Below are 17,960 nucleotides of genomic sequence, written 5' to 3' on the forward strand. Positions count from 1 at the left end.
GTTTCTTGAAATTGTTAAGTGGATTATAAACAAGAACATTGGATATTAATAAACTTTTTCAATTTGAAATTATGCCTATAAAAGGAAATATTCTTTATTGTCCGGATTGTAATCATCTTCAATCTCAAATAAATCTAACTAATTGTGAATATTGCGGTTATGATTTAGGTGCACCCAATGTCAATATTGTAATGACTGAAATTGAATTAAATGCACTTCAAAGGAGATATGACGATGCAAGAAATTACACTATTAAGCATGGGACGGAAGATGCACTAAATAGATTTGAAGATTACTTTAATACCAATGTCAAGGTAATTAAAAACATGTCTTTGCAAACGCTTTACAAATGGATTGTCCTAACAGGAGCATACAAATCCTATCAACGTGCAGTGGAGGAAGGGCTACGAGATGTTGCTAATCTGTTTAACGACCGAAAACGTACTACTATTGACAGTTTATTTTACGGAACTTACGGTAGAGATATTAATTTTGCTGCTTTGACGTTAAATGACAAAGGAATTGAATCTTATGGTAATTGTAGAGTTATATTCAATGAAGACTCAATAAAATCCCGTTCTTCTACACTAGAAGAGAATTCATTTAATTTCGTAAAAACTCATAAAATCAATTTTGAAACGTTAAATATTCCTGCTGGGTACCGCTCCACATGGCACGATAAATTTAAGCTTGCAGGCGCAAAACTTCATTCGAAATTAGCTTTAGGCAACCAAGAGGAAGATTTTAACGAAATGGTTCTTTCAAGTAAAGAAGATAAAGATACAGATGAATTTATTGAGGTGCATATTTATAAGAAACTCACTAATTTAGCCGTCAAATCTATTTTTGTTCCTGCACCAAAAAATAATAGTAAAGATAAAATTTTTGTTAAAGCAATTGAGGAAAAATGTCCGGGTAAAGTAAACAGATTTTAAAATATGATTACAGAAGCATATATAGCAGGAGCAGTCGAAAGAGCGATCTTTAAAAAAGAGGATGAATATTTTATTCTTGAGAGATCAGGTGATAATGGTTACCATTCTATGCCGATTAATCATTTCGACTTAAACAGTTTCACATTAGCTAAACCTGAGATCACCCATTATAACAATATCGAATGGGAGACAGAACGCCTATATAGTGAACTAAACAACGATGCAGAAAAGCACAATGCTCTCAACATGTTCCTTATGGGAATGGATAAATCATTAAGCTATGATTTAAGGAGAGAAGCGATGGAAATGTTATTGGCGTGCCTTATATCAAAAAATGAAGTTAAAACTTTTCTTCGTAACAGGATTTTTGCAACAAAAGTCCCTGCTGAATTTGACGCTGATTCCGCATTTCAAATCGCTGAGAATATTGGTGATAAACTCCTTGCTAAATGGTATAAGGACCTATCTCATGCCAATAAAATCATTATAGCCGTGCGGGATACATGGAAAAAAACTATTATTAATCAAGGAAATCAGACGGATTTAATTATAGAAGTACTCGATAAAGAATTCACTGATCGTGGAATTTTTTCCGATTTCGTTTTAGCACTACTTTATAACGACGACCAAACCATTGACAATGCAATTGTCATTCACGCTGATAAATTAAAAGAATTAAAAATCGGGCAACCTGCGGTTTTCCTTGCAACTTTAAAACAAATGGTTTATAATGCTCTTTCTATAATACAGGAAGAAGTAGATAAAGTTAATTTGGAAGAAATAAAAAATGAAGACAAGAAGTATGACGCGGTAGGAAAGGAAAATTTTGTTGTAAGATTCAATACTTTAATAGATAATTTTAAAGGGAAAAGCAAAAGTATTAAGGAAGGGAAAAGAGGTAAAAGAATCAAAACCATTCTTCTATCAAGATTTTTCAAAGAAATTAATATAAATGAACAGGTTGCATGGATTAAAGAAAGAATCAATGAAAGAAACATCGAAAGTGCCGAAGATGCAATCCTTAAGTTAATCGAGCATCAGAATTTACATAGTGAACCAGAACATTTATGTAAGTCATTAAGCGATATTGCTGATTGTTTTCAAAAGGCAAATCTGATTATAATGTCTGATTGTATTGCACAAAAAGCAATTGACTTATTCCCAGTAGATTCTGTTCCATATTGTATCATTGCAGAAAATTTTCGCGCTAAAGGACAATTAGAAGATGCTATAATAAAATATGAAGAGATCATTCGCGATTTTAAAAATGATGCAGTACCTCGAACTGGCAAAGCAGAGACCTTGCGGCAAATGGGAAGGCTGAAAGAAGCATTGACTGAATATGAAGAAACCATACGCGATTTTAAAGAAGAAGTATATCCCCGAAATGGCAAAGCGGAAACCTTGCGGCAAATGGGAAGACTGGAAGAAGCATTGACTGAATATGAAGAAACCATTCGCGATTTTAAAAATGATGTAGTACCTCGAAATGGCAAAGCGGAGACCTTGCGGCAAATTGGAAGGCTAGATGAAGCATTGAACGCATATGAAGAAACCATATGCGATTTTAAAGATGAAGTATATCCCCGAAATGGCAAAGCGGAGACCTTGCGGCAAATGGGAAGACTGGAAGAAGCAATGACTGCATACGAAGAAACCATTCGCGATTTTAAAGAAGAAGTATATCCTCGAACTGGCAAAGCGGAGACCTTGCGGCAAATGGGAAGACTGGAAGAAGCATTGACTGCTTATGAAGAAATCATTCGCGATTTTAAAAATGATGCGGTTCCTCGAACTGGGAAAGCGGAGACCTTGCGACAGATGGGAAGAATGGATGAAGCAAAAGCAATGTTCGATAAGATTATTAATGAATTTCCTTATGATTTTTTTGCAAAAATAGCACGAATTGTTTTGCTCATCCAAATAGGGAAAAATTTGAATGAATTAGAAAAGCAAATTCAGGTTCCCAATCCGCAATCCAAAGAAGACTGGATTTTAAATCATGTTCATTGTATGTTATTAATTAAGCTAAATAAAATTGATGAAGCTATCAGTAAACTGGAACACGGGGTAGAAAACATTAAAGATATTGAACAACTTAACTATTACAACACGGCATTATCTTATGCGTATATTAAAAAAAGGAAGTTCAAGGATGCTGTTGCACAATTTAATAAAGAAATGCATCCTCGTCCTGTTTTTCAGGTTTTAGTAACACATGCTTATGCCGCTGATGGCAATCTGGAAGAGTCCAAAATGCATTATAATTCAATATGCAAATCACCAATTAAAAAAATTGAGGATACCTCTAAGTATCTTTCTGACCGTTATCATTTAGTTGATCAACATTTTTTTACATGTGAATCGAAAGAAGATTTAGAAAAGAAAATTGAAGATTTAGAATTTGATTTGTTAACCGAACCTCTTTTAATAGCTGCATAAGGTTAACAAAACTAATCTTTTAACCAAATACGACAAAGAACCATTGCCCATAACAACCAAGCATTCGTTCCATCCATTGTACAGCCTGTCTTGCCTTGACATGAAATAGTAAACCCCCTATTGCACAGCCTGCCCCGCTTTATAAGTGGAAGAACCGAAGGTAGTTATAACCGGTTCTTTGGGGATTGAGTTTTGTTTCTTTGGATACTGGAGTTAAGGCTGATTGCCTTTTACCGTATGGAATGGATTTCCGGTTATGTTCCGGGTAATTTTTGGGGGAGCTTTCAAAGAAAGGCCATTAAACTTGAATGGGAGGACAATTAATTTTGGAATATACACTGACGACAATAAAAATTTTTCCGTTTATCGTATCATTTACTTAAAACTTACGTATATTTGCGCCACATATTGTTACATAAAGACGGTTGCAGGTCTAACTGCAAGACAAAAAGATAAAACGAAGATTAGATAAAAAGAGCCGTCCTGATAAAGTTGACGGCTCTTATTTTTTTCAACATATATAATTGAATTTTAAAAATAAATCAATATGGCTACCTTCAATTCTGAACTATTCAAGTTCGCGCTATTCCCAAATTATAACGACAGTATTCGGTTTTTAGCCGAAACACTTACAGACAGAGAAGAATGGGACTTCTCAGATTCTCAGACTAAATCCTATTCTATTCTCAAAAATTATCTTGAATTTACATTCAGGAAATTGCAGCAGGAAAAAAAAGTTGTTTTCACACAAGATAACAATTTTGCTTGCTTCAACACTGGACTCATTACAAACAATCTTGAGGATATTTTTGCTTTTTTCGAAAAATACAAAAATCCAAGACCAGGATTTAATACCCCATATTGTTTCAAAGCGTTTTTAAAAAAGAGTGATAACAATGTTTTGAGGCACTTTTCTCATAACCTGCCAGACATTGCAAACTTTTTCGAAAAGCCAGAACTGTTAATATTCAACCCTAAATGTGAGCTAATTCCCGATATAGACCATATAATCAAAGACAACATTGACCGTTTTCCTTCCCATCTGCAAAAAGCCGACGATGCAGAATTACGCAGACAGGTGACTGGGGCAATTGAGGATGTAAAAAAAAGAGTTAGAACAAATTATCAAATTGCTGTTTCTCAATACTATGATGGCAAAATTCAACTTCTTCTTCCTTTATGCCTAACTTCAGGTTCTCCAAATCCCGACTTAGCGTTAGTAGTTCATAGGTTAAATGACAAGACCTATACTGCCCGTACCTGCCTGACGTTGAAAATGGCATACAATAATGCACGGCTTATTGTGAAACCACAAAGTAATTGGCTAAAACCATAAGTATAAGAGAAACGACACACAATAAGTTAAGCCTTCGATTTGCGCCAGCCTGATCCCCTCTTTTTTATCGGACTAACCGAAAGTAGCTAAGCTTGGACATTAACCTAGTCATGATGTCCAAGTTGAAGATGGCTTAACTACAATTAAAAGAAACTTGAGTTTCATTATAAAAGGCTTCACCTGTTATTAACCCGATTCAAATTCTTATAAAACGTATTACCTTTGCATCGTGAGAAAGATCTTAAAATTATCCGGGCTGTTTCATGTGTTGGTTCTGTATAGCTTCATAATGAGTTTATACAGCACCAGTATTTTAACTTCAAATGCGACCTTCTATAAAGATCCTCTAACTGAAGATGAAAGCTACTTTTTATTATTTTCTGCTAACTTGTACAGTCCTGCAGTTAATACAAAAAATATAAATGGTTTTCCTGACCTTCCTTATTCAATTCTTAAAAATTATCTGAATAAATTTTCAGCTTGTTTTAAGGAGGTGGAATTATTCCATGAAATTACTTTTTCAAAATACATTTTCTACACTGGCAATATTATAGTCCGGTTTCAGCAAACTGACATTATATATCCTTTCCATTACTTCTGGTAATCCATATTTTTCTCAGGACGCTTTGCTCCTGAAGCAAAGCAATTTCATTTATGTCGACAAAGGACTTAGCTGACAATTCATTGCTATATCTTGTCGTATTTGATGTCTTACAATAAAAACAAACAGAAAAATGGATTTAGGAGTAATAATAATCGGAGTAATAATCTTGCTCATATTCATAGTTCCGGTATTCTTATTAAACAGGAAAAAATATAAATAGTAAAAAATAATTTATAACTGACCGCATCCCCTTTGAACTTATGATACAACCTCTAATAAGGGGGTGCGGTTGGATTATTATCGTATCTTTGACATAAATTTAAATCAAACCTTGAATGGCGAAATCGCAAGTTACTTTTAACAAACAGGAAAAAGAGAAAAAACGTTTAAAGAAACGACTGGAGAAGCAACAAAAAAAAGAAGAACGTAAGTCAAACTCACTAGGCGGTGGATTTGAAAGCATGATTGCTTACGTCGATGAAAATGGAAACATCACCGATACATCACCAGATCCGGCGAAGAAAACGAAGGTCATTGCAGATAATATAGAAGTCAGCGTCCCCAAAAGGGAAAAGGAGGAAGCTGTGACAGTACGGACGGGCAGAGTTGAATTTTTCGATGATAAAAAAGGCTTTGGTTTCATTAAAGAACCCGAGACCCAGGAGAAATATTTTTTTCACATCAGCGGTTTGCTGGATGAAGTTAATGAAAACGATGCAGTTACTTTTGAGCTCGAGCGGGGTTTTAAAGGGATGAATGCCATCCGTGTGAAGAAGGTGTAGAAATTTCCTTAAATTTACCTGAGCTATTTCAAAATAATTGATATTCAATAAAACGCCCCGCCATCGCAAATCTGCATAACGTTAGCTACCTTAGCTTGAAATTTAATGAACAATTTATAAGAGAATCAGGATTTTTGCAAACTGGAATCCCACCCCCCCGGACATCAATTCTCCACCCTAATTTATACGAATTTTAAATTGATGTTATCAACTCTGATGCAGAGTATTTCTTCCTGAAAAATCATGAAGGAATATTACATTTGTCAAATTAGAAATATTAAAAACGATACCATGAAGAAATTAATACTCTTTTCATTCATCTCGCTATTTTCCAGCATGTTAATGGCTCAGGCCGATTGCTCTGACCTGATCATTTCAGAGTATGTGGAAGGCTGGAGTAATAATAAGTCTGTTGAAATTTACAATCCTACGCCCGATCCGATCGATCTTATTGCCTACCGGTTGATCAGGTGGTCCAACGGTGATGAGACGGCAGACCAGGATTCAAGATATGTCCTGCCCCTGACCGGTACGATCCCGTCTTATGGTGTGATTGTGATGATCCAGGATACGAATTTCCCGGGTCAGGATACCATGATTGACATAGGATTGAAACAAAGGGCAAACTATATGGCACCCGCTGACTATGATGAGGGAACCCCTGGTTGCCGGGTGGTTTTCTGGAATGGCGATGATGCGGTTTCATTGCAGCATTTTTTGACAGGCACCTGGACAGATATTGATATTTTCGGCGAAATAGGTGTGCGTCCTTTAAACTGGCAGGGGACCACAGATCCGGTTGGCGCCTGGGATGATAACCCGCCTTATGCCGATGGACAGGGCAATTACCTGACCAAAGACCAGACCCTTGTGCGCAAATCCAGTGTGAAGGTCGGGATTAACCGTGATGTGATGAACCTTTACGGCCCCAATAGTTTTAATGCACTTTTGGAATATGATTCTTTGCCCAATGACACTTTCGATAGCCTCGGATTTCACCGTTGTGATTGCAAGTCTTCAGCTATCAATGAACGACCGGGTGAAATTAGCGCAACACTGTATCCAAATCCGGTTACTTCAGATAAGATTTCTGTCAGCAGCGATGTGGAAATGACCCGAATTCAGCTTATAAGTTTATTCGGCACTTTGATTGATGAAAAGCTTGTTACCGGCCACAAGGCAAGCTATGCATTACCTTTCGGTCTGGGCAATGGGGTTTATATTGTCAGGGTGTTCGACAGGGAAAACAGGTCTGCCGCCAGGAAGTTAATGGTTTATTGATCGGGTGTCCTATGTTGAAAAAAGAAGTAGCAACCTGGTCAAGGGTGTTCCGGGAAGGAAAGAAATTTCTGATTTTCATGCTGCTGACCACCCCGATTGGTTTAATGGCCCAGACCGGCGTGGTGAAAGGGACCATTAAAGATGCGGGCAATGGTGAATTACTGATTGGTGTGAATGTTGTCTATGCTGCCGGCAAAGGCACTGTTACCGGATCCGACGGATCATACCGGCTCGAGTTGTCTTACGGAACCTACGAACTGCAGGTTTCTTATGTCGGTTATGTCAACCATACGAGCCGGATCGTGGTGAACGCTCCGACGATGAACCTGAATATCAGTTTGAAAAATATAACCCTATCGGAGGTTGAAGTTGTAGCGGACCTGGCGCAGACCCGTGAAACACCCGTGGCATTCACTACCATCTCACCTTTAAAGATTGAGGAAGAACTTGCTTCTCAGGATATACCCATGCTGCTGACCCGCACCCCCGGTGTTTATGCCACCCAACAGGGTGGAGGTGATGGCGATGCACGGATGAACATCCGCGGTTTTAACCAGCGCAATATTGCCGTGATGGTGGATGGAATCCCGGTCAACGATATGGAAAACGGCTGGGTTTACTGGTCTAACTGGTTCGGCCTTGATGCTGTAACACGCAATATACAGGTTCAACGAGGGCTCGGAGCATCAAAGCTGGTCATCCCTTCCGTTGGAGGTACTGTGAACATCATCATCAAGGGAATTGAAGACAAGGCCCGGTTTTCCGTGAAACAGGAATACGGTAGTGACGCTTTTCTGCGGACCAGTCTCGGCTGGAACAGCGGCCAGCTTAAAAACGGATGGGGGATTACACTCGCCGGTTCATATAAAAGAGGTGACGGCTGGGTGGATGGAACCTGGACCGAGGGCTGGTTCTATTTCGCTCGCATTGATAAAAAACTGGGTAGACACTTAGTTAGCCTGTCTGCCATGGGAGCCCCGCAAAAACACGGCCAGCGGTCTTACAAAAAATCTATTGCCTTCTTTGATAAGTCATATGCAGCCGAACAGGGTGTAGATACTGCCGGCATGCAGGCTTCCCACGGGTTCAAATTCAACGAGAACTGGGGCTACCTGCAGCGTGAGGGAGAAGACAGGGAACTGCTTTCCGAACGGATGAATTATTATCACAAACCCCTGATCAGCCTGCGTGATTTCTGGAATATCAGTGAAAGGGTTTATTTATCAAATATTTTTTATGTTTCGCTTGGAAAAGGCGGTGGTACAGGACCTGCAAAATCTGATAAATACGGAACCCCCAGCAGTTCTACCTTTCCTATCGTTGATTCGACCGGACAGATCAATTTTCAAGGGATTTATGATCTGAATCACTATTCCGAAGACGGAAGATCGCGGGGTATATTGCGAAGCAGTGTGAATGACCATTACTGGTATGGATTCTTGTCTACCTTTAATTACCGGATCAATGAGCTTTGGGAATTTTCCGGCGGTATCGACTTAAGAACATACAAGGGCAAACATTATATGATCGTTCATGACCTGCTGGGCGGGGATTATTTCCTTGATAATTCCAATCAGAACAGGGGAGATATAATCAGAAAAGAGGGCGATAATATCCAGTACAGTGATGATGGCCTTGTTCGTTGGGGAGGCATGTTCGGGCTGGTGAAATGGCGCAGCGGGAACTGGTCGGCTTTTGCCAACCTTTCCGGTTCATACAATGGCTATAAGCGTGTCGATTATTACATTCCAAAAGAGCTCCAGGTTGGGGATACTGCCCTTCTCATCGGATATAGTGACTCGGTTATTTATTCAGGACAAATGTATACACGCTATTCAAAAGGATTAAAAGTTAACCAGACGCCATGGAGATGGTTTCCCGGATTTACCTTAAAAGGCGGAGTGAATTATAACCTGAGCGAACGGTCGAATCTTTTTATGAACCTGGGCTACTTATCGAAATCACCCCGGTTTAACAATGTCTTTTATTATGACAATGTGGAATTCAGTAATCCGGAAAATGAAAATGTGACGGCATTTGAATTGGGTTACAGCTATTACAGCAAGAAGATTTCCCTGGATGTGAACGGCTATCTTACCCTCTGGAAGAACAAACCCGCTGACCGCACATCAACATTTGTCGATCCGGTCGAGGAGACAACTTACCAGGTCAATATCAACGGGATGAATGCCAGGCACATAGGTATTGAAGCCGAATTTAATCATGATATCACCAGGTCACTGTCGTATAACCTGATGGTGTCGGTTGGAAACTGGATATGGACTTCTGAAGATACTGCCAGGGTTTACGTCAACAATCATATAGCTGATTCAATTTATTTTAATGCAAAAGGTGTTCATGTCGGTGATGCCGCACAGACCCAATTTTCAGGAGGTATCCGGTGGGAGATTATCAATGACCTTTACATTTCAGGCTCAGCAACTTATTTTACCCGTTATTTCTCTGAATTCGATCCCATCAGCCTTTCTCCGGATATTAACCCGAATTACCTGGATGAAAATGGAAATCCAAAGGAATCATGGCAAATACCGAATTACGCTTTAATCGACATCAATGCCGGATATACGCTTAAGATAAAAAAAGTTTATGTCGATTTCAGGGGTTCTGTGTTGAATTTACTGAATACGGAATATATTTCTGATGCCCAGAACAACGATACATACAGCTCGCCTACACAGTCCTTCGATGCACAATCCGCAGGAGTATTCTTTGGTTTGGGCAGAAGATTTAATTTGTCGGTGAAAGTGTCGTTTTGAGCATGGAGGCATGGAAGCATGGTTAATGGATTTGGGAATTTTAATTTTTAATTTTTAATTTGTATGAAAAGATCTTTACTCATCCTTTTGGCATTTGTTGCTTTGGCAATCAGTGCTTTTTCGCAGGATAATATTGCTGATGCAAGGACTTATGCTGTTGGCGCTACTGTTACTGTTACCGGGGTTGTTACAAACGGACTGGAATTAGGAGTCATCCGATATATCCAGGATGAAACGGCCGGCATCGGCATTTATGATGGCGATGTTTCTTATTTTCAACGCGGGGACCTGGTTACGGTTACCGGTAAAGTTGAAAGTTACAACCAACTGCTTGAAATAGGGACTTTAACGGCCCATTCAGTTACTTCTTCCGGTAATCCTTTGCCGGTTCCGGAATTAATTGTGATCGATGATTTTGGTGAAGATTTGGAAGGTGAGCTGGTAAGGGTCAACCAGGTCCAGTTTGTGAATGCCGGCGGAACTTTCAGCGGCAACACCAATTACAATATCACCGCAGGCGGAGAAACCGGAGTGATCAGGATTAATACAGCCTCCAACTTAGTGGGACAGTTAATCCCGACGGCAGAAGTTGACCTGGTCGGTGTTATGAGCCAGTTTCATTATAGTAATCCAAATGAGGGCTACCAGCTATTGCTTAGGAATACGGATGATATTATCCTGGGAGAACAAATTGCCATGGCTTCTTCTTTGGAAGTGATGGGGCTGACTACAGCAGGTTTTTCATTGTATTGGAAAACAAACCTGGCAGGAACAAGCCAGATGCTTTATGGTAATACGACTGCCTTTGAACTCGGTGTCCTTACCGGGCCCGGACCGGCTGATACAAACCATACTGTTACCCTTGGCGGAGCAACCCCTTCTACATTATTTTATGTCAAAGCGTTTTCAGTCAAAGGATCAGATACAGCTTTCTCCGGAGTACGCGCAGTCGTTACCACTTCGGTTTCAACCGGGGATATGAAAGTATATTTCACTTCTACAGTTGATAATTCGGTATCAACCGGGACTAATGCCATTCAACTGGACAATGCGGTCGATGATACCGTCATCAATTATATAAACAGGACTAAACAGACGCTTGATATTGCCATTTACAATTTTGGCATGGACGGCATTTCCAATATTGCATCAGCTGTGAACAATGCGTATAACCGGGGAGTTCAAATCCGTATAGTGGTCGATGGCAGTACCGCTAACCAGGGCATTGAAAGCCTTAATGCAAGTATCCGCAAGATTGCCAGCCCGGCAGGCGTTGACTGGGGCATTATGCACAATAAGTTTGTCGTGATGGATGCCTATTCCGGTGATCCCAATGATCCGATCGTCTGGACTGGTTCTACCAACTGGACGTCCGGCAATGTTAATACAGATGCCAATAACGTGGTCGTTATACAGGATAAGAGCCTGGCCATAGCTTATACCCTTGAATTTAATGAGATGTGGGGAACTTCCGGACCTGATCCCAACCTTACGAACTCCCGTTTTGGTTTCAATAAAATCGATGATACACCACATGAGTTTATCATTGACGGAAAATCTGTGTATTGTTACTTTAGCCCAACCGATGGGGTAAACCAGCAAATCATTGAAACAATTCAAACCTCAAATAGTGATATTGAAGTCAATACTATGCTCATTACCCGTTCAGATATCGGTTATGCATTGCGTGATGAAAAGATTGCGGGGATAGACACCCGGGTAATAGTCAACAAACAGGCGGATTGTTCCGAAACGGTTGCAGGTACGCTAATATCGGCTTTGGGAAGCAATTTCAAGGAGTACGGAGAGTCGGGTTTGTTGCATAGTAAATCAATGATCGTCGACCAGTCTAACACCAATTCTGATCCGCAGGTGTTGCTTGGCAGCCATAACTGGAGCGCCAGCGCTAATGATAAAAACGATGAGAATACCCTGATCATCCATGATGCCACCATCGCCAATCTCTTCTACCAGGAATTTATGGCCCGCTGGGCACTTGGTGTGCCCCTCGCAGTTGACGAAACCGACCAGGTTATACCATCTTTGGTTTATCCCAATCCTTCTGCAGGCCAGGTTATGGTCCAGCTCAATGAAAAAGTTCAAGGCCCTGTCAACCTGAGAATTTATAACCGTATCGGGCAGTTGGTATTCCAGGCCGATGAAAGAGCTACACCGGGATCACAAATAAAGCTGAATATCAGTGATATGGATACCGGTATTTATTTCCTCGAAGTGACGGGAAATAACATGCGGATCAGTGAAAAACTGGTAATCATACGTTAATCCAAATAAAACATTCTGTTAATTCGTTACAGGCAGAGTAAAATAATTTGTTAATTTGCATCAACATTCTGATTTATACACCAAAAGTATTGACCTGTGTCAGATAGTTTAGTCATCATCCCTACTTATAACGAGAAGGAGAATATTGAAAAGATCATCCGGTTTGTTTTCTCATTACCGAAGGTTTTTCATGTGCTGATCGTTGAGGATAATTCTCCTGACGGGACGGCTGATATTGTCAGAAAGCTCATGAAAGAATTTCCTGACAAGCTATTCATGGAAGAGAGAAAAGGAAAGCTTGGCCTGGGAACAGCTTACATTCACGGTTTTAAATGGGCACTGGCAAAAGGGTATGAATATATCTTTGAAATGGATGCCGATTTTTCCCATAACCCTGCCGATTTGCTGAAATTGTATGATTCCTGTGCCTCGCAAGGCGCTGACCTTGTGGTCGGGTCCAGGTATATCCGGGGTGTGAATGTGGTGAACTGGCCGATGGGAAGGATATTGATGTCATATTACGCCTCGGCCTATGTGCGCTTTATAACCCGTATGAAGGTGCGTGATACTACAGCAGGCTTTGTTTGTTATACCAGGAAAGTGCTGGACACTATTAACCTTGACCGTATCCGGTTTATCGGTTATGCTTTTCAGATTGAAATGAAATATACTGCCTGGAAGCTCGGATTCAAGATTTATGAGGAGCCCATCATTTTTACCGACCGGACAGAAGGCCAGTCGAAGATGAGTTCCGGGATCTTCAAGGAAGCCGTGCTTGGCGTCATCAGCCTGCGATGCAGAAATATCAGGAAAATCCACCGCAAATAGGGAAAGCCCCTATTTGATCAATGTTGATTTTTCCATCTAACAATAAACCTTATGCCAGGGAATTACTATATACATAATGCCCGGATTGTAAATGAGGGTGAAATATTTCATGGCAGTCTGATTATCAGGGATGGAATGATCCATAAGGTGATCAGGGATGAAGTAACTGAAGGTTATCATGAGGAATTCAAAGGGATGCCATCCCTGGATACAGGGGGAAAATTCCTTATACCTGGCGTGATCGACGACCAGGTCCATTTCCGCGAGCCAGGCCTTACCCACAAAGGTGAGATTTTTACCGAAAGCCGCGCCGCCGTTGCAGGGGGTGTGACCTCTTTTATGGATATGCCTAATACGATTCCACAAACCCTCACCCAGGAATTGCTGGAACAGAAGTACAGCCTGGGGGCAGAAAAATCGCTCGCAAACTATTCCTTTTACATCGGAGCGTCGAACGATAACCTTGATGAAATCCTTAAGACCGATCCGTTAAATGTCTGCGGGCTTAAGCTTTTTATGGGCGCTTCAACCGGCAATATGCTGGTCGAAAATCCCGAAACTCTGGACAATATTTTCAGTAAGGTAAAATTCCTGATAGCGGTCCATTGTGAAGACGAGACTACAATCAGGAGCAATATGGAGCACTTCCGGGAGCTTTACGGCGAGGATGTGCCGCTATTCGCCCACCCGCTTATCCGCAGTGAGGAAGCCTGTTACAGGTCTACATCCCTGGCGATACAGTTAGCCAAAAAATATAATACACGGCTGCATGTGCTTCATTTGTCGACGGCTCATGAAATGGCCCTTTTCAGCAACGACCGTCCGCTTGCTGACAAAAAGATAACGGCAGAGGTTTGTGTCCATCACCTGTGGTTTTCCGATAACGATTACCTGACCCTGGGCAACCGGATCAAATGGAACCCGGCCATCAAGTCGGCCCATGACCGCGGAACATTATGGAAAGCCCTTTTGGAAGATAAGCTTGACGTGATAGCGACCGATCATGCCCCCCACACCCTGGAAGAAAAAGCAAACATTTATTTAAAAGCGCCTTCAGGTGGACCACTGGTCCAGCATTCCCTGCCGGCGATGCTGGATTTTTACCAGCAGGGTCGGATAAGCCTGGAAAAGGTGGTCGAAAAAATGTGCCATGCCCCGGCAGTTTGTTTCAAGGTCGACCGGCGTGGTTTCATCCGGGAAGGTTATTGGGCCGACCTGGCCCTTATCGATCCTGACCAGCCCTGGGAGGTCAATCCTTCCAATATCTTTTATAAATGTGGCTGGTCTCCTTTTGAAGGGCATGCGTTTAGTTCAAAAATAACCCATACTTTTGTCAATGGAAATTTAGTGTATGAGGCGGAGCCGCAACTTCTTGAAAGTCATTTTGATGAATCTGTCAGGGGTATGCGGTTGAAATTTAACCGATAATTAGCTGAAAGCATGAGGAAAGTCTTTTTCTTTTTTATCGTCGTGTTCCTGGCCTCCTGTGGCCAGAAATTGCAGGAAAGAATTACCGAAACATACCCGGATGGGAAACCTAAAAGAGTCCAGTATTATACACCGGGTCCTGAGAACAGCTATATGGCCAAGGAAATTTTTTATTACCAGAATGGTCAGAAGAAAATGGATGGGTTTTATAACCAGGACAACAAGAAGCATGGCAAATGGGTTTACTGGCGGGAGGATGGGAAAAAGTGGAGCGAGGGGTATTTCTACGAGGGGAAGGATGACGGATTAAGAAAGACCTGGCATGAAAACGGCAGCAAGCATTATCAAGGGAAGTACGATAAAGGAACCCGGGTTGGTACCTGGAAGTTCTGGGATGAAAGCGGCAAGTTGGTTAAAGAAATCGATTACGATAAAGAGCAGTAAGTTGTCTTAAAGTGACCAATGACTTATTTTTTCAGTATAAAGTCTATATAAACAGGGAGATGATCGCTGTAGCCACCGTAGTATTCTTTAGCAGCAGTGCGGTTTGGACGTAATGTCCCGTCATCTGTCTTAAACATCAGCCATTCGGGTTCAAAGATCCTCCCTTCGCGGTCGTAAAAGATTACCCCTTTTTCCTTATTCCAGAAACTGCCGCTGATGATTACCTGGTCAAACAGATCCCAATCTTTATAATACAAAGTTCCCTTTCCTTGCCGGTAAAGCGGATCCATCAGGTTATATAGCCCTTTATTGGCCGGCATTTCTGTAGACGGTCTAACTTTCAATCCTTCTGTGATGCTTTTATCAACAGGTTCATCGTTGAAATCACCCATAATCACAATAAGCGCATTGGGATTTCGGCTGAATATAGAATCGGTTAGGGCTTTCAGGGTTTCGGCAGCCATGATCCGCTTCGGTTCGCTCATTTCTTTTCCTTCCGACCGGGATGGCCAATGGTTGACAAAGATATGCAGGGTGTCATTCTTTATCTTACTGCTTAATCCTCTAACATAGAGGATATTCCTGGTGCGGTCTTCCGGTTGAAAAGGGAAAGTCACCGGGATGCTGAGGACATTCAAAGGCTGGAACTGATCCGGATCATAGATCATGGCATTATCAATCCCTCTTTCATCAGGACTATCGCGATGAATGACCTGGAAACGATAGGGGATGATGCGCGGGGAGCGGACCAGGTCCTCAAGGACCATTTTATTTTCAACCTCACATAAACCCATGACGGCAACCGGCTGTGGCTGGGAAAGAGCATGAATGACATCTGCCAGCCGGCTGAGTTTTACCTCGTAACGCTCACTTGTCCAGGGAATCCTGGCTCCCGGTAAAAAATCGGCATCATTGATAAGCGGATCGTCAATAGTATCATAGAGGTTTTCAACATTATAAAAGGCGATGCGGAAAGTTTTGCCTGCCAGTTTGTTCTGATTGGCCTGTCCGAAGACCAATTGTGCGATCAGAATCAGGAGAGCGGAGAAAAGGATTGGATAGAAGAGCTTTTTCATAAAATATTAACTAAAGTCTTTCGTATTTTTTAGCCGGTCGATCAGCCGGCGGTGTTTTTTTGTCGGTCGTCCAACCCCCCTGGGGCGGAACTCCGGTTTCATCTCCTGCTGAACCTTCAACTTATCGTATTCTGCCTGGGGGGTAATATCCTCGAGGAAACCAGGCACCAGCGCTGCCGACACCCTATTGTGGAGCAAGGCGATGACCCTGACGGTCCTGGTATAAATTCCCAGGTGGATGGAAATCTCATCTTTAATGCGGATTTCCCGTGACGGTTTAACGATGTGCCCGCCGATCCTGACCCTTCCTGCTTTGCAGGCTTCCGTGGCCAGGCTCCGCGTTTTATAAACCCTTACTGCCCATAACCATTTGTCTACACGGACATTATCGGTATCGGGTGTGTCTGATGTGACCATCTCCTGTTATTTTTGCCTGAAAAAGATCTGTATCGGCACACCGGTGAAATCGAAATTTTCCCGCAGCTTATTTTCCAGGAAACGTGCATATGGTTCTTTGATATACTGGGGCATATTGCAGAAAAAGGCAAAGGTTGGATAGTGTGTCTTCAGTTGGGTGATGTACTTGATTTTAACGTACTTGCCCTTGGTCTGCGGCGGAGGTGTGGCTTCGATGATCGGAAGCAGCAATTCATTAAGTTTGGATGTTGGCACCTGCCGGTTTTTATTCTCATAAACCTGCCTTGCCCATTCCATCGCTTTGAAAATGCGTTGTTTGTTCAGCACGGATGTGAATACGATGGGAATATCGGTAAAAGGCGCTGTGCGCGATTTTATGTAAGTTTCCATGTCGCGCATGGTATTATTTGCTTTCTCTGCCAGGTCCCATTTATTGATCAGGATGACCACCCCTTTATGGTTCTTTTCGATGAGGCTGAGGATATTCAGGTCCTGTCCTTCCAAACCATCACCCGCGTCGATCATCAGCAGGCAGACATCACTCTGCTCAATGGCCCGTACAGCCCGCATGACCGAATAGAATTCGATATTTTCCGTTACTTTCCCTTTCTTCCGCAAACCTGCAGTATCAACCAGGAGAAATTCAAATCCGAACGAGTTGTAGGGGGTAAAGATGGTATCACGGGTAGTTCCGGCGATGGGAGTGACAATGTGCCTTTCCACGCCAAGCAGCGCGTTGATCAGAGATGACTTGCCCACATTGGGGCGGCCGACTACCGCGATCCTCGGCAGGTCAGGAATATCAGCGGCAATCGTATCCTTAAATTCTTTGACGACATCATCCAGCAATTCGCCAGTGCCGCTGCCGTTAATGGAAGAAATCCCATAAACCTGGCCGAGGCCCAGCTCGTAAAACTCATTGATGTCAAAAGTCCGGTAGGTATTATCTACTTTATTGGCCACCAGGAACACTTTTTTCCTGCTTTTCCGCAGCATGGAAGATACGTCCCCATCCATGCCGGTCAAGCCGTCTTTTACATCGACCATAAAAAGGATCACATCGGATTCACCGATGGCAAGTTCCACCTGCCGGCGGATCTCTTCTTCAAAGATATCATCCGACCCTTCCACATACCCGCCCGTATCGATCACGGAGAACTCAACACCGTTCCAATCGGACTTTCCGTAATGACGATCGCGGGTAACCCCTGCCGTTTCTTCGACAATGGCCTGACGGCTTTTGACCAGCCTGTTGAAAAGCGTTGATTTACCGACATTAGGTCGGCCGACTATTGCAATAATGTTTGGCATGGCACAAAGGTAGTGA

13 protein-coding genes are annotated in these 17,960 nt (G+C 42.0%); 10 read left to right on the plus strand and 3 right to left on the minus strand.

What is annotated here, in order from left to right:
* The first annotated feature begins 38 nt into the window (after nt 1–38).
* The 10 genes from M0Q51_11020 (at nt 39) to M0Q51_11065 (ending at nt 15,140) form a co-directional block, all read left to right on the plus strand.
* Complete coding sequence (locus M0Q51_11020) at nt 39–935, plus strand: hypothetical protein (GenBank protein ID MCK9400509.1); 897 nt, start codon at nt 39–41, stop codon at nt 933–935.
* Between the two features lie 3 nt (nt 936–938).
* Nucleotides 939–3,377 carry a tetratricopeptide repeat protein gene (locus tag M0Q51_11025; protein ID MCK9400510.1) on the plus strand — a complete coding sequence of 813 codons (2,439 nt, stop codon included), beginning with the start codon at nt 939–941 and terminating at the stop codon, nt 3,375–3,377.
* A 547-nt stretch (nt 3,378–3,924) separates the two neighbouring features.
* Complete coding sequence (locus tag M0Q51_11030) at nt 3,925–4,713, plus strand: DUF3825 domain-containing protein (protein ID MCK9400511.1); 789 nt, start codon at nt 3,925–3,927, stop codon at nt 4,711–4,713.
* Nucleotides 4,714–5,652: 939 nt separating this feature from the next.
* Complete coding sequence (locus M0Q51_11035; protein ID MCK9400512.1) at nt 5,653–6,099, plus strand: cold shock domain-containing protein; 447 nt, start codon at nt 5,653–5,655, stop codon at nt 6,097–6,099.
* A gap of 291 nt (nt 6,100–6,390) precedes the next feature.
* Nucleotides 6,391–7,380 (plus strand): lamin tail domain-containing protein, encoded by a 990-nt coding sequence (locus M0Q51_11040; protein ID MCK9400513.1) that lies wholly within the window; start codon nt 6,391–6,393, stop codon nt 7,378–7,380.
* An 11-nt stretch (nt 7,381–7,391) separates the two neighbouring features.
* Nucleotides 7,392–10,157: a TonB-dependent receptor gene (locus M0Q51_11045; protein ID MCK9400514.1), complete on the plus strand. Its 2,766-nt coding sequence runs from the start codon at nt 7,392–7,394 to the stop codon at nt 10,155–10,157.
* Nucleotides 10,158–10,220: 63 nt separating this feature from the next.
* On the plus strand, nt 10,221–12,440 hold the full coding sequence (locus M0Q51_11050; GenBank protein MCK9400515.1) for a phospholipase D-like domain-containing protein: 2,220 nt from the start codon (nt 10,221–10,223) through the stop codon (nt 12,438–12,440).
* A 96-nt stretch (nt 12,441–12,536) separates the two neighbouring features.
* Nucleotides 12,537–13,268 (plus strand): polyprenol monophosphomannose synthase, encoded by a 732-nt coding sequence (locus M0Q51_11055; GenBank protein ID MCK9400516.1) that lies wholly within the window; start codon nt 12,537–12,539, stop codon nt 13,266–13,268.
* 51 nt (nt 13,269–13,319) lie between these two features.
* A complete protein-coding gene (locus M0Q51_11060) occupies nt 13,320–14,696 on the plus strand; it encodes a dihydroorotase (GenBank protein MCK9400517.1) in 1,377 nt (458 codons plus the stop codon).
* 12 nt (nt 14,697–14,708) lie between these two features.
* On the plus strand, nt 14,709–15,140 hold the full coding sequence (locus M0Q51_11065) for a hypothetical protein (GenBank protein MCK9400518.1): 432 nt from the start codon (nt 14,709–14,711) through the stop codon (nt 15,138–15,140).
* 23 nt (nt 15,141–15,163) lie between these two features.
* Here M0Q51_11065 and M0Q51_11070 read toward each other — a convergent pair whose 3' ends face one another.
* The 3 genes from M0Q51_11070 to der are packed head-to-tail and all read right to left on the minus strand — an operon-like array spanning nt 15,164 to nt 17,944.
* Nucleotides 15,164–16,216 (minus strand): endonuclease/exonuclease/phosphatase family protein, encoded by a 1,053-nt coding sequence (locus M0Q51_11070; protein MCK9400519.1) that lies wholly within the window; start codon nt 16,214–16,216, stop codon nt 15,164–15,166.
* Nucleotides 16,217–16,222: 6 nt separating this feature from the next.
* Nucleotides 16,223–16,633, minus strand: coding sequence for an RNA-binding S4 domain-containing protein (locus tag M0Q51_11075; protein MCK9400520.1), 411 nt, complete (start codon nt 16,631–16,633; stop codon nt 16,223–16,225).
* 6 nt (nt 16,634–16,639) lie between these two features.
* Nucleotides 16,640–17,944 (minus strand): ribosome biogenesis GTPase Der, encoded by a 1,305-nt coding sequence (der, locus tag M0Q51_11080; GenBank protein ID MCK9400521.1) that lies wholly within the window; start codon nt 17,942–17,944, stop codon nt 16,640–16,642.
* Nucleotides 17,945–17,960 lie beyond the last annotated feature (16 nt).

The organism is Bacteroidales bacterium (assembly GCA_023229505.1).
In the GTDB taxonomy this organism is placed as follows: domain Bacteria; phylum Bacteroidota; class Bacteroidia; order Bacteroidales; family JAGOPY01; genus JAGOPY01.

What these genes read in the sequence shown, in the direction of transcription:
- M0Q51_11035 (MCK9400512.1), top strand. Translation starts at nt 5,653, where the DNA reads ATGGCGAAATCGCAAGTTACTTTTAACAAACAGGAAAAAGAGAAAAAA.
- M0Q51_11075 (MCK9400520.1), bottom strand. Translation starts at nt 16,633, where the DNA reads ATGGTCACATCAGACACACCCGATACCGATAATGTCCGTGTAGACAAA.
- M0Q51_11040 (MCK9400513.1), top strand. Translation starts at nt 6,391, where the DNA reads ATGAAGAAATTAATACTCTTTTCATTCATCTCGCTATTTTCCAGCATG.
- M0Q51_11060 (MCK9400517.1), top strand. Translation starts at nt 13,320, where the DNA reads ATGCCAGGGAATTACTATATACATAATGCCCGGATTGTAAATGAGGGT.
- M0Q51_11045 (MCK9400514.1), top strand. Translation starts at nt 7,392, where the DNA reads ATGTTGAAAAAAGAAGTAGCAACCTGGTCAAGGGTGTTCCGGGAAGGA.
- M0Q51_11065 (MCK9400518.1), top strand. Translation starts at nt 14,709, where the DNA reads ATGAGGAAAGTCTTTTTCTTTTTTATCGTCGTGTTCCTGGCCTCCTGT.
- M0Q51_11050 (MCK9400515.1), top strand. Translation starts at nt 10,221, where the DNA reads ATGAAAAGATCTTTACTCATCCTTTTGGCATTTGTTGCTTTGGCAATC.
- M0Q51_11030 (MCK9400511.1), top strand. Translation starts at nt 3,925, where the DNA reads ATGGCTACCTTCAATTCTGAACTATTCAAGTTCGCGCTATTCCCAAAT.
- der (MCK9400521.1), bottom strand. Translation starts at nt 17,944, where the DNA reads ATGCCAAACATTATTGCAATAGTCGGCCGACCTAATGTCGGTAAATCA.
- M0Q51_11070 (MCK9400519.1), bottom strand. Translation starts at nt 16,216, where the DNA reads ATGAAAAAGCTCTTCTATCCAATCCTTTTCTCCGCTCTCCTGATTCTG.
- M0Q51_11025 (MCK9400510.1), top strand. Translation starts at nt 939, where the DNA reads ATGATTACAGAAGCATATATAGCAGGAGCAGTCGAAAGAGCGATCTTT.